The sequence below is a fragment of the Cellulomonas uda genome (assembly GCF_006538705.1).
Classification (GTDB): Bacteria; Actinomycetota; Actinomycetes; order Actinomycetales; family Cellulomonadaceae; genus Cellulomonas; species Cellulomonas uda.
Genome location: NZ_BJLP01000001.1, coordinates 41745 through 54064 on the forward strand (window position 1 = coordinate 41745; position 12320 = coordinate 54064).

13 protein-coding genes are annotated in these 12320 nt (G+C 73.5%); 4 read left to right on the top strand and 9 right to left on the bottom strand.

Annotated elements, in window-relative coordinates; translation table 11 throughout:
* Window positions 1-26 precede the first annotated feature (26 nt).
* The 6 genes from CUD01_RS00185 to CUD01_RS00210 form a co-directional block, all read right to left on the bottom strand.
* Window positions 27-1469, bottom strand: coding sequence for a cellulase family glycosylhydrolase (locus CUD01_RS00185; protein ID WP_141317726.1), 1443 nt, complete (start codon window positions 1467-1469; stop codon window positions 27-29).
* A 145-nt stretch (window positions 1470-1614) separates the two neighbouring features.
* Window positions 1615-2658, bottom strand: a complete 1044-nt coding sequence (locus CUD01_RS00190) for an NAD(P)/FAD-dependent oxidoreductase (protein ID WP_094181248.1) — start codon at window positions 2656-2658, stop codon at window positions 1615-1617.
* 3 nt (window positions 2659-2661) lie between these two features.
* On the bottom strand, window positions 2662-3186 hold the full coding sequence (locus CUD01_RS00195; protein ID WP_094181247.1) for an isoprenylcysteine carboxyl methyltransferase family protein: 525 nt from the start codon (window positions 3184-3186) through the stop codon (window positions 2662-2664).
* On the bottom strand, window positions 3183-4325 hold the full coding sequence (locus CUD01_RS00200; RefSeq protein WP_141317728.1) for a type III polyketide synthase: 1143 nt from the start codon (window positions 4323-4325) through the stop codon (window positions 3183-3185). Before CUD01_RS00200 ends, CUD01_RS00195 begins: the two co-directional genes overlap by 4 nt.
* A gap of 78 nt (window positions 4326-4403) precedes the next feature.
* Window positions 4404-5219, bottom strand: a complete 816-nt coding sequence (locus CUD01_RS00205) for a UbiA family prenyltransferase (RefSeq protein ID WP_141317730.1) — start codon at window positions 5217-5219, stop codon at window positions 4404-4406.
* 177 nt (window positions 5220-5396) lie between these two features.
* Window positions 5397-6221 (bottom strand): TspO-related membrane protein, encoded by an 825-nt coding sequence (locus CUD01_RS00210; RefSeq protein ID WP_141317732.1) that lies wholly within the window; start codon window positions 6219-6221, stop codon window positions 5397-5399.
* Window positions 6222-6344: 123 nt separating this feature from the next.
* On the opposite strand from CUD01_RS00210, the gene CUD01_RS00215 reads away from it, so the two are divergent.
* From CUD01_RS00215 to CUD01_RS00230, 4 genes are all read left to right on the top strand, one after another.
* Window positions 6345-6737, top strand: a complete 393-nt coding sequence (locus tag CUD01_RS00215; protein WP_141317734.1) for a cupin domain-containing protein — start codon at window positions 6345-6347, stop codon at window positions 6735-6737.
* 82 nt (window positions 6738-6819) lie between these two features.
* Window positions 6820-7053: a FeoA domain-containing protein gene (locus CUD01_RS00220; protein WP_141317736.1), complete on the top strand. Its 234-nt coding sequence runs from the start codon at window positions 6820-6822 to the stop codon at window positions 7051-7053.
* Window positions 7050-8957 (top strand): ferrous iron transporter B, encoded by a 1908-nt coding sequence (gene feoB / locus CUD01_RS00225; protein WP_141317738.1) that lies wholly within the window; start codon window positions 7050-7052, stop codon window positions 8955-8957. Before CUD01_RS00220 ends, feoB begins: the two co-directional genes overlap by 4 nt.
* Window positions 8954-9193 carry a hypothetical protein gene (locus tag CUD01_RS00230; RefSeq protein ID WP_141317740.1) on the top strand — a complete coding sequence of 80 codons (240 nt, stop codon included), beginning with the start codon at window positions 8954-8956 and terminating at the stop codon, window positions 9191-9193. The genes feoB and CUD01_RS00230 overlap by 4 nt, the downstream gene beginning before the upstream one ends.
* 10 nt (window positions 9194-9203) lie before the next feature.
* Here the strand turns inward: CUD01_RS00230 and CUD01_RS00235 are convergent, their stop codons facing one another.
* From CUD01_RS00235 to CUD01_RS00245, 3 genes are all read right to left on the bottom strand, one after another.
* Entirely contained in the window at window positions 9204-9974 is a 771-nt protein-coding gene (locus CUD01_RS00235) for a PKD domain-containing protein (protein WP_141317742.1), read from the bottom strand.
* Between the two features lie 83 nt (window positions 9975-10057).
* Window positions 10058-10684 (bottom strand): DUF6318 family protein, encoded by a 627-nt coding sequence (locus CUD01_RS00240; RefSeq protein ID WP_141317744.1) that lies wholly within the window; start codon window positions 10682-10684, stop codon window positions 10058-10060.
* A 144-nt stretch (window positions 10685-10828) separates the two neighbouring features.
* A complete protein-coding gene (locus tag CUD01_RS00245) occupies window positions 10829-12241 on the bottom strand; it encodes an endo-1,4-beta-xylanase (protein ID WP_141317746.1) in 1413 nt (470 codons plus the stop codon).
* Between the last annotated feature and the right edge of the window lie 79 nt (window positions 12242-12320).

Sequence of the window (12320 nt, forward strand, 5' to 3'; positions counted from 1 at the left end):
GTCCCCCGATCGCGCGCGGCGAGCCGTCAGCTCGTCGGGAAGCTGTCCGCCGTCATCACCCGGCTGCGCACGAACTGGCCGGACTGCGACAGCCGCGAGGTGCCGTAGTCGGAGCCCGAGCAGGTGCCCGCCTGGAACGCCGCGCTGGACTCCGGGGCGTCGGAGAACGTCCAGTTCACGTGGCTGATCTTCAGCGAGTCGAGCAGGTCGAGCCACGTGCGCGAGCTCGCGAGGTCCACCGTGCCGCCGCCGGTCGCGCTCGTCGTGCCCCACTCGCTCACGAACAGCGGGAGCTTGCCGGCCGCGTTGCGCACCTCGTTGCGGTAGTTGTCCTGGTGGGACGCCGCGTAGAAGTGGAACGTGTACATGATGTTGTCGAACGGCACCGGGTTGGCCACGATCTCCGCGGAGCTCGAGCCCTCCGAGACGCCGAGCGACGACCAGGCGCGGGTCCCGACGAGGATCACCGCGTCGGGGTCGGCGGCCCGGATGATCGGGATGACCTGGCTCGCGTAGCTGCGGATGCCCTGCCAGGAGACGCCGTTCGGCTCGTTGGCGATCTCGTAGATGACGTTCTTCTTCGCGGCGTTGCGGGCGGCGACGCTGCGGAAGAACGTCTTGGCGTTGTCCAGGTTGACGTTGGGGTCACCGGGCGTGAGCGTGTGGAAGTCGACGATCGCGTACATCCCGCGCTGCTCGGCCGCGTCCACCAGGCTGTTCACCTGCGACGTGAAGCCGGACGGGTTGGTGACGTAGCCGTCCTCGTTGACGTACATCGCGATGCGCAGCACGTCGGCCTTCCAGTCCTCCGCGAGCGTGGTGAGCGACGCGTTGTTGTAGCAGCCGGGGAACCACTGCAGGCCGTGCGTGCTCACGCCGCGCAGCTGGATCGGCTTGCCGTACTGGTTGCACAGGTTCACGCCGCAGACCCGCAGCTGGCCGTTGACCGCCAGGGGCGTCGTGCCCGTGGGCGGCGGCGGGGTCGTCGTGGTGGGGGTGGGCGTCGGTGTGGGGGTCCGCGTGGGGGTCGGCGTGGGCGTGGCGGTCGGGGTGGTGGTCCCGCCCGTGCACGCGACGCCGTTCACGGTGAACGCCGTGGGCTTCGGGTTGGCACCGGACCACGACCCGTTGAAGCCGAAGCTCGTCGACGCACCGGTGGCGAGCGTGCCGTTGTAGCTCGCGTTGCGGGCGGTGACGGCGGTCCCGGACTGCGTGACGGTGGCGTTCCACGCCTGCGTGACCTGCTGGCCGGACGCGTACGTCCAGCCCACGGTCCACGAGTCGAGGCGGTCGCCGAGGTTCGTGACCGTGACGGCGGCCCCGAACCCCCCGCCCCACTCGCTGGTGACGGCGTAGTCGACCCTGCAGCCCACGGCCGCCTGGGCCGAGGACGTGGTGACCGCCCCGATGCCCACCGTCGCGAGCAGGGACGAGAGCACCAGGGAAGCTGACTTGAGACGCGCGGACATCGATCTCCTCGTCGTTGAAGGACGTGCCGGGCGGCGGGGGTGCCGCCACGACACTCGTCGCCCCGCGAGTGTGGTCCTGCGCCGGGGTGGCAGGCTCGCCGAGCGGGGGGTCTCGAATCGATTTGGGCGGCGAGGTCGGTCCGGCTCAGCGGGCGAGGCGGTCGACGATCGCGCCGTAGACGCGGGGCAGGTGGGCGGCCGCCGGGACGATCGTGCGGCGGGCCGGGGACGTCGCGGCGGCGACGAGGCCCGTGGTGAGCACGCGGTAGTCGCGGGTGGCGCGCGCCCACGCGCGCTCGTAGCCCGCGGGGTCGTCGAGGTGGCGGACCGCGGCGGCCGCCTGCGCGAGCCCGACGCGCAGGCCCTCGCCCGTGAGCGCGTCCACGTAGCCGGACGCGTCCCCGACGAGCAGCACCCGTCCGGCCGTGCGCGCGGTGGTGCGCTGCAGCAGCGGGCCCGCGCCGCGCACCGGACCGTCCGGCTCGGCACCGGCGAGGCGGTGCGCGAGCGCGGGGAGCGCGGCCAGGGTCGCGTCGAGGTCCGTGCGGGCGGGCCCGAGGACCGCGACGCCGACCAGCCCGGCGCCCACGGGCGTCACGTACGCCTCCGCGTGGGGCGCCCAGTGCACCTCGACCAGGTGGCTCCACGGCGCGACCCGGTAGTGCCGGCGCAGCCCGAACCGCCGACGCCCGTCCGCGCCCGCTCGTCGGACCGGGGCCTCGAGGCCCAGCAGCCGCCGGACGGTCGAGTGCAGCCCGTCGCACGCGAGCACGTGCCCGGCCCGCAGACCGTCGACCGTGACGCCGTGCGCGTCCTGCCGCACGCTCGACGCGCGCCCGACGACCACCTCGGCGCCCAGCGCCGCCGCGCGGCGCGCCAACGCGTCGTGCAGCACGGTGCGCCGGACGCCACGGCCCGTCCCGCGCGGGAAGCGGTGCTCCACGCGGCGCGTCGCGTCCACGTACGCGATTCCGGTCAGCTCGTACCCCTCGGGGTCCACCCCGAGCCGACGCACGGCCGTGAGCGCACCCGGCATGAGCCCTTCGCCGCACGCCTTGTCGACGGGCCCGGTGCGCGGCTCCAGCACCAGCACCGACAGCCCGGCGAGGCGCGCCTCGACGGCCGCGGCGAGCCCCACCGGTCCGCCCCCGACGACGAGCACGTCCGCGTCGAGACCTCCCGCGGGCACCGCTCAGGCCTGCCGCGCGTCCGCGAGCGCGCGCTCCTCGGCGGGGATCCGGAACCCCAGCAGGAGCACGGCGTTGAGCACGGTGAACGCGAGCGCCGTGACCCACGCGGTGTGCACGAGCGGCAGGGCGACGCCCTCCGCGACGACCGCGACGTAGTTCGGGTGGCGCAGGAACCGGTACGGGCCGCGCGCCACCAGGCCGCTGCCGGGCACGACGATCACGCGCGTGTTCCACTGGGGGCCGAGCGTCGCGATGCACCACCAGCGCAGCGCCTGCGCCGCGAGAACGACGACGAGCATGGGCCAGCCCAGCCACGGCAGGAACGGCCGGTCGGCGAGCGTGGCCTCCGCGACGCACGCGACGAGCAGACCGGTGTGCAGCGCGACCATCGCGGGGAAGTGCCCGCGCCCACTCTCGCGCCCGCCGCGCTCGAACGACCAGCGCGCGTGCCGCGCCGACACGACGAGCTCGACGAGCCGTTCCACGCCCGTCGCCAGGACGAGCACCGTGTACAGCGCGAGGCTCATGCCACACCATCCTCGTCGGACGGGGGCTCGTCGGACGGGTGCTCGTCGGACGGCCAGCGCAGTGCGACCAGCTCGACGCCCACGCCCGGCCCGAACGCCGTGAGCACGCCCAGCGCTCCGGGCGGCGGGGTGTCCGCCATGCCGTCGGCGAGCACGTGCAGCACCGACGCCGACGAGAGGTTCCCGGCGCGCGCAAGGTTCGCCCACGAGCGGGCGAGCGCGCCGTGCGGCAGGTCGAGCGCGTCCTGCACGGCGTCGAGGATCTTCGGGCCACCGGGGTGCACGAGCCACGTCGCGACGTCGTCGGGGACCGCGCCCTGCGCGGTGAGCAGCGCCTTCACGTCGTCGGCCACGTGCGCGCGCACGACGTCCGGAAGCCCTCCGGACAGCACGATCCGCAGTCCCGACGAGCCGACCTGCCAGCCCAGCGCGTCCGCGGAGCCGGGGTAGAGCACGCTGCGGGACCCGACGACGCGGGGCGCGGACGTCCAGGTCCGGCGTGCGGGGCCCGACGCCGCCCGGGGCGCGGCACGTCCGCTGCCCGCCATGACCACCGCCGCACCACCGTCACCGAACAGCCCGCTCGCGACGAGGTTGGCCGTCGAGTCGTCGTCGCGCTGCAGCGTCAGCGAGCACAGCTCGACCGACACGAGCACCGCGACCTGGTCCGGGTGGCCCGACAGGTGGTCGTGCACGCGCGCGAGGCCCGCGGCGCCGCCCGCGCAGCCCAGGCCGAAGCTCGGCAGCCGTGTGACGTCCGGGCGCAGCCCGAGCCGGTCGACGAGCATCGCGTCGATCGACGGCGCACCGATCGCGGTGACGGTGGTGAGCATGAGGTGGTCGACGTCGGCGGGTTCGAGGCCCGCGGCGGCCAGGGCCGCGCGGACGGCGCGCTCGGCGAGGTCCAGGCCGGTCGACAGCGCGAGGGCGTTGGTCTCGTCGAACCCGCCGAGCGTGCGGTAGCGCTCGAGGGGGACCGCGAGGTGCCGGGTGTCGATGCCCGACGACGCGTGCAGCCGCTTCAGCAGGACGCGGCGCGCGGGGTCCGTGGTGAGGATGTCGGCCAGCTCGTCGGCGATCTGCGACTGCGGGTAGGCATGGCGGGGCAGCACGGGTGCAACCGCCACGATCCGGGACATGCCGGGATCGTCGCACGCGGATGCGCCGGCCGCGCGAGGTGGTGTCCGGGTGCCGGAGCGCTCGCTTTCAGCCTGTGGTCAGCCTGTGGTCACCAGGACCGCGACCGTCACCGCCGCGACGCCGATCGCCGCGAGGAACGGGTACCGGCGCGAGGGGCGGCGTGCGGCCACCCAAGCGGCGCTCGCGGCGAGCGCGGCCGCGAGGACCAGCGCGGCGATCCCCACGGCCGTGGCCCCGCCGGGCGTGCCCAGCACGACGAGCGCGGTCGCCGCGAGCAGCAGCGCGACCGCGCCCAGCGTGGTGCGGCGCCGACCGAGGCGGTGCGGCAGCCCGACGACGCCCGTGGCCGCGTCGTCCTCGAGGTCGGGCAGCACGTTCGCGAGGTGCGCCCCGACGCCCAGCAGGGCCGCGGCGACCGTCGTCGTGACCGGTGCGGCGCGGGGCGGGTCCAGGGCGAGCGTCGCGACCGACGGCAGCAGGCCGAACGACAGCGCGTACGGCGCCCACGACCACCGCGTGGACTTGAGCCACAGGTTGTACGACCACGCCGACGCGACCGTGACCAGGTGCATGACGCCCGCGGCGGCGCCGAGCGCGAACGAGAGCACCACGCATGCGGCGACCGCGACGAGCGCCGCGGTGCGGACCGTGCGGACGTCGAGGGCCCCGGTCGCGATCGGCTTGTCGGTGCGGCCGACCGCGCGGTCCCGCGCCGCGTCGACCCAGTCGTTCGACCAGCCGATCGACAGCTGCCCCGCGAGCACCGCTGCCGTGACCAGCCATGCGGGCGCACCGACGGCCCACGAGTACGCCCCGGCGAACGCGGTGACGGCGATCGCGGGCGCGGCGTGCGCGGCGCGCACCAGCGCCAGCACGCCCCGCGCCCCGACCATGCCCACACCCTGACACGCACCCGGGTGCCCCGCACCCCTCCCGCCGCTGGTCAGCGCGGCCGGTCACCCCCGGTGAGGTCGTGCATCTCTCGTCGGGTCGTGCGTTTGACGATGAGTCGCGCAGTCATCCGCACGACCTATCGAGAGACGCGCGACCCGACGGCGCCACGGGTGGGGTTAGGGGTGGCGGGTTGTCGACGTGGCGACGACGGGGGCCAGGAGGGCGAGGGTCGCTGCGACGAACGCGGCCCTGGCGGCCGTCTCGTCGACCAGCTCGCCGGTGGTGCGGCCCAGGCCGATCCACAGCAGACCCCACGCCATCGCCAGCCCCACCGGGACGACGACGGTCGGCCGGCGCCGCCCGTAGAACGCGTACGCGACGGCGAGCACCGCGGCGAGCGACACCAGCACCACGGACCACCCGGTCGCGCCGAGGCCCAGCTCGCCCACCTCGGCGTCGGCCAGGAATGCCGCGGTGTTCGCGAGCGTCGCGACGCCGACCCACCCGGTGTACAGCCCCATGGTCACGTCGGTCACGACCGACGGCAGGGCGGAGGTGTGCTCGAGCCGGACCAGCTTCACGTAGACGGCGGCGAGCACCGCGAGCAGCACGGCGATGACCAGCACGCTCGCGCCCACCGACCCGGCCTGCACCACCCCGATCCACAGCGCGTTGAGCAGCATCGTCGCGAGCACCCACCACGCGACGGCCCGCAGGCGCCGGTCGGCCGCGTGGCGTGGCAACGCCTGCACCACGGCGAACACCGCGAGGCCCGTGTAGATCACCGACCAGATCGAGAACGCCGGGCTGTCGGGCGCGACGGGCGTGGCCGTCGCCGACAGCGCGCCGTCGGCGGCCTGGGCGATGGGCTGCCCGCCGAACGCGCCGGACCCGATGGTCGCGCCGACGATCGCGACCACCGCGCCGACGAGCACCGTGACCTGGCGGACCCGGTCGCGTGACGTGGCGGTACCGACTGCTCCTGCGGTCATCGTCCCCATGTCGCCCACCTTCTCCGGAGATCGTCGGCCCGGCATCTCGGGCGAGTGCGCCGCTCGACGCGCGGCATCGCGGTGTCGGTTGCAGGATGACCAGGACGTCGACCCGACGAGAGGTGAGGACACGTGGAGCACTGGACGATCGCGACCGTCGCCGAGCAGAGCCCGGACTTCCGCCGGGTGCTGTGGACGGGGCAGCACACGCAGCTGGTCGTCATGACGATCCCGCCGGGCGGTGAGATCGGTCAGGAGGTCCACGAGGACATCGACCAGATCCTCACGTTCGTCTCGGGGACAGGCAAGGCGATCGTCTCCGGTCAGGAGCGCAACGTGGCGCAGGGCGACCTCGTCGTCGTCCCCGCGGGCCGCACGCACAACTTCGTCAACACGGGCGAGAACCCGCTGATCCTCTACACGGTCTACGGCCCGCCCGAGCACGCCGAGGGCGCGGTGCACGCGACCAAGGAGGAGGCGGACGCCGCGGAGGAGTCGGGCCAGGACGAGCCGCCCACGCAGTGAGGTGCCCGGCGGCGGGTGGTGCGAGTGAGGACGGGACCGAGGTCCCATGAGGTAAGGCTTGCCTGATCGCTAGCGTCGACGCGTGGACCTGGCCTCGTGTGAACCCGGAGCGACCGTCCGGGTCCTCGACGTCGAGCTCGACGAGAGCACCCGCCGCCGGTTCCGCACGTTCGGGCTCGCCCCGGGCGCGGTGCTGCACGTGACGCACCGCGGCGGCTTCGGTGGACGCGTCGTCGGCGTGGGTGCCGACCGGCTCGCGCTCGACGCAGGCACGTGCCGACGCGTGCGCGTCGAGGCCGTCGCGGTGCGCTCGTGAGCTGCCACGACGACGACGCGGCACCGGCCGCCGCGACGAGCGTGCTCGACGCCCCGCGCGTCGTCCTCGTCGGGAACCCGAACGTCGGCAAGTCGACGCTGTTCAACGCGCTCACGGGCGCGCGCCAGCGCGTCGTCAACGCGCCCGGCACGACTGTCGAGCTGCAGGAGGGCCGCTGGCGCGTCGAGGACGTCGACCTGCGGCTCGTCGACCTGCCCGGGACGTACGCGCTGCAGGCAGCGTCGCCCGACGAGCAGGTCGTCGCCGACGAGCTCGACGGCGGCGCCGCGGACCTCGTCGTGCTCGTGGCGGACGCGAGCGCGCTCGCGCGGTCCCTGCTGCTCGCGGGGCAGGTCGCCCGCAGTGCGGGCCCGGACGGGCGCGGCGTGCCGGTCGTCGTGGCACTGACCATGGGCGACGTCGCTCGGGCGCGCGGGCTCGGGCGCGCGGCGGACCACCTGCGAGCGCGGCTCGGCGTCCCGGTGGTCGAGGTCGACCCGCGCACGGGCGCGGGTGCGGGCGAGCTCGCGCGCGTGGTCACCGCGGCCGTGCGCACCCGCCCGACGATGACCCTGGCCATCCCCGACGACGACGCACCCGACGACGCGCTCTACGACTGGGTCGCGGACGTGCTGGCCGCGGTCCCGGCGCCCGTCCGCCCCGTGCGGACGTGGTCGGACCGCATCGACCGCGTGCTGCTCGACGCGCGTCTGGGCGTGCCGGTCTTCCTGGGCGTCATGTGGGCGCTGTTCCAGCTCACGACGAGCGTGGCCGCGCCGCTGGTCGACGGGGTCGACCGTCTCGTCAACGGCGTCGTCGCGGACGCGGTGCGCGGCGTGCTGCCCACCGGGTGGCTGCAAGGGCTCGTCGTCGACGGCGTGCTCGCGGGTGCCGGGACCGTGCTGTCGTTCGTCCCGCTCATGGCACTGATGTTCGTCGCGGTCGCGCTGCTCGAGGACTGCGGCTACCTCGCGCGTGCCGCGTTCGTCGCCGACCGTGCGATGCGGACGCTCGGGCTCGACGGCCGCGCGGTGCTGCCACTCGTCGTCGGCTTCGGCTGCAACCTGCCCGCGCTCGCCGCGACCCGCACCCTCCCGCACGCGCGCCAGCGCCTGCTCGTCGGGCTGCTCGTCCCGTTCACGTCGTGCACCGCACGGCTGACCGTCTACGTGCTGCTCGCGTCGGTGTTCTTCCCCGAGCATGCCGGCACCGCGATCTTCGTCATGTACGTCGCATCGGTGCTGCTCGTCGTGCTCGGCGGGACGGTGCTGCGCCGCACCCTGTTCCGCGACCTCGTGCGCCAGCCGCTCGTCCTGGTGCTGCCCGCCTACCAGCGCCCCGGGCTGCGAGCCATCGCGGTGTCGAGCGCGGTGCGGGCGCGCGCGTTCGTGCGCAAGGCCGGGTCGATCATCGTGGTGACCCTCACCGCGGTGTGGGTGCTCCTGGCCGTGCCCGTGGCCGGTGGGCACGACTTCGCCGCCGTACCCGTCGCCGACTCGCTGTACGGGCGCGCGGCGCACACCGCCGCGCCCGTGTTCGGCCCCACCGGGTTCGGCTCGTGGGAGGCGACAGCGGCTCTCGCGACCGGGTTCGTCGCGAAGGAGGTCGTCGTCGGCTCGTTCGCGCAGACCGCCGCGGTCGCCGAGCCCGACGACCCTGCGCAGCCCGGCCTGGTGGGTGAGCGGCTGCAGGCGACGTTCGACGCGTCGTCGGGCGGGCACGGCGCCGCAGCGGCCGCCGCGTTCCTGTGGTTCGTGCTCGCGTACAGCCCGTGCCTCGCGACGCTCGCCGAGCAGCGCCGCCTGCTCGGGAGCCGGTGGACCGCGTTCGGGCTCGTCGTCGGGCTCGTCGTCGCGTGGGTCGGTGCGGTGCTCGTGTTCACGGTCGGGAAGGCACTCGGATGAGCGTGCTCGACGACGTGCTGACGGCCGCGCGCACGGGCGCGACCCCCGACGCGATCGCCCGCGGCCTGCGCCTCGACCGCGGGCTCGTGGACGCCGCGCTCGCGCGCCTCGTCGCCCGCGGCGACGCCAGCGCCGCGCGCACCGAACGGCCCGCGCCGCACGCCGCCGCGTCCGCCTGCTCGTCGTGCCGCCCGTCCCCCGCGTGCGCAGGCTGCCCCCTCGCCGCTCGCCGTTGAGCCCGTGTCGTCAGCCGGTCAGGTGGGACCTCAGCTCGACCACGTCGAACGGTGCGCTGACGGACTGCGTCGTGGCGGTCCCGGCGACGTCGCGCCACTTGTGCAGCGGGTCGGCGTCGATGCGGAACCTGCCCTCCCACACCACGGACAGCCCGACCGTGGTGTGCGTGAGGGGCTCAGTGAAGACATGGGTGACGTCGAACGACGGGTACGGGGCTCCGGGGATCGCGCTCACGACCGACTCGCCGTCGCCGAACGTCCAGTGGTACTCGACGGGAGTCGCGACGATGTCGATGCCCCACGTGCCGAAGACCGTGGTGCGCAACCGTTGCTCGCTGCCGTCGGTGTAGAGGATCGTCCGCTTGTTGACCAGGACGTCGGCGGACGGTTGGACGTTCACCTCGGGTGCGTCGATCACGAGCCGGCGGAACTCCTCCTGCGTCAGGGGCGGGAGCTGGTGCTCGGGGCATGACCACCCGAGCACCTGCTCCCAGCGGTTCCAGACGTCGCGTTCCGCCGTGCGCTCCCGCAGGGTGTGCCGCCACAGGGGCTCGACCGCGGGCCCGTCCTCGCACGGCGGTGGCTCGACCTGAGTGTCCGGAGGCAGGTAGCAGGGCTGGTCGATGCCGGGCTCGTCGTCGGAGTCCTCGATGCAGATCGCCTTGCGCTTGTACTCCACGGTGCGGTCCGGGTCGTTCGCGGTCGTCTTCAGATAGGCCTCGTAGACCCGGTTCGCCTTGAACGCCCTGAGCCAGAACGCCTCGTCGCCGTCGCCCGACACGACAACTTCCTTGGCACTCGCAGGGGACGCGGGGGCCAGGAGCGTTGCGCACGTCACGAGGACGAGGGCGTGGAGCCGCGCCCTCACAGCTTCTTCTCGACGAGCGTCGGGTCGACGCCCTGGACGAGCCATCGACCGTCACGCCACTCCAAGCTCACGTCTGCTTGGGTGACCTTGATCCCTGGGTAGTCCTCGACCACCTCGCCGTCGCTGTTGACGGTCTGGGACGGGTGCTCGTCGAACGCGATCGTCGCGCTGAACGTCCCGTCCTCGAAGTCCATTGCGCTTGCGAACGTGAACTCGATGTGGCCGCCGACTTCGTGATAGCCCTTGGAGCGATCTGCGGCTGCCAAGTCGGTGATGTCGGCGCAGTAGCCGCAGTCCTCGCCGCTCAGCTCGTCCCAGGCCGTCGTATCGCCTGTCGCGAAGACGTATGGGAACAGGGACATGAAGTACTGGGCGACGGCCTGCGCGTTGTCCGCATCTGCTGGACCTTCGAGCGCTGCGGGTGGCTGGGGCGGGACCGTGACGTCCGGGAGTGCGCTCGGTGTCGGGCTCGGCGTGGGTGTGGGGCCGGCGGATGCCGAGGGCGGAGCGGGGGCCGTGGTCGTCGTCGCTCGTGTGGTGGGCGCCGCGGGCCCCTGGTCGGTGCACGCGGTGAGCACGAGTGTGGCGAGCGCGAGTGCGGTGATGGCCCCCTGGTTCTTCATGGGGCCCGAAAGTACACGAACCGGACATCGCGCGGACGGGTCGTGTGAGTGGCTGTGGACAGGCGGCCAGGGACACGACGACGGCGCCGCACCGGTGGGGTGCGACGCCGTCGTGGTTCCGGCGACAAGCCGGGGGTCAGCGGCTCAGGCGCAGGTCACGGAGCCTGCGCTCGGAGCGCTGCCGTTGCCGACGAACCCGAAGGTCGTCGACTGGCCGGCGCCGACCGAGCCGTTGTACGGCGCGTTGGTCACCACACCGTTGGCGAGCACGCCGTTCCAGAGGTTGCTCGTGCTGACACCGCTGGGCAGCGTGACGCGCCAGCCGTTGATCGACGACGAGCCCGCCTTGACGGTCACGGTCGCCTGGTACCCGCCGGGCCACGCGTTCGCGATCGCCAGGCTCGCCGTGCACCGGCCCGTCGGGTCGGTCGGAGGCGTGGTGGGGTCGGTCGGCGGGGTGGTCGGGTCCGTGGGCGGGGTCGTCGGGTCCGTGGGCGGCGTGGTCGGGTCCGTGGGCGGCGTCGTCGGGTCCGTCGGGACGCCGCCGCGGTTCAGCGCGTCGAGCGTGGAGGTGTACGCGGCCTTCTTGTTGCCCGAGCCGTCGAACAGCAGCGGGGTACCCGAGGAGCGCCACGAGTCGGAGTCGCGCACGCCCCACACCGTGATGCCGGTGCAGGCCTTCACGGCGAGGCAGTCGGCGACCACGTTGGCGTACGTCTGGGCCTGCTGCTGGCCCGAGCCCTCGATGTCGAGCTCGGTGATCTGCACCTCGACGCCGAGCGCGGCGAAGTTCTGCAGCGTGGTCCGGTAGTTGCTCGGGTACGGGCTGCCCGAGTTGAAGTGTGACTGGAAACCGACGCAGTCGATCGGCACCCCACGGGCCTTGAAGTCCTTGACCATGTTGTAGACGCCCTGCGTCTTGGCCCAGGTCCAGTTGTCCGTGTTGTAGTCGTTGTAGCAGAGCTTGGCGCCCGGGTCCGCGGCGCGGGCCGCGCGGAACGCCGCCTCGATCCAGTCGTCGCCGGTGCGCTGCAGGTTCGAGTCGCGACGGCCGCCGCCGCTGTCCGCGTACGCCTCGTTCACGACGTCCCAGGCGTAGATCTTGCCCTTGTAGTGCGTCGCGACCTGAGTGACGTGGTTGAGCATCGCGTTGCGCAGCTGGGTGCCGGACATGTTCTGCATCCAGCCCGGCTGCTGCGAGTGCCACGCGAGCGCGTGCCCACGAACCCGCTTGCCGTTGCTGCGCGCCCAGTTGAGGATCTGGTCGCCGCTGGAGTAGCTGAAGTTGTTCTGCGACGGCTCCGTCGCGTCCATCTTCATCTCGTTCTCGGCCGTGATCATGTTGAACTCACGGTTCGCGATGGACGAGTACGTGCTGTCGTTGAGCTTGAACGCCGCGATGGCGGTACCGAAGTACCGGCCGCTCTCGGAGGCCGCGGCCTGCAGCGTGCTGCCGGCGGCCTGGGCGGGGATCGTCGTCGCGATGGTCGCGCCGAGCGTGACGATCGCGAGCGCGGACGCGACGCGCGCGCGTCTGGACATGGATGAGGGGGTCATCGTCTCTCCTAGGTCGGCCGTGGCCCGGATCCACGGTGAGCCGGTCGGCGAGGGTCACTCTTCGCCGGGACAATCCGAC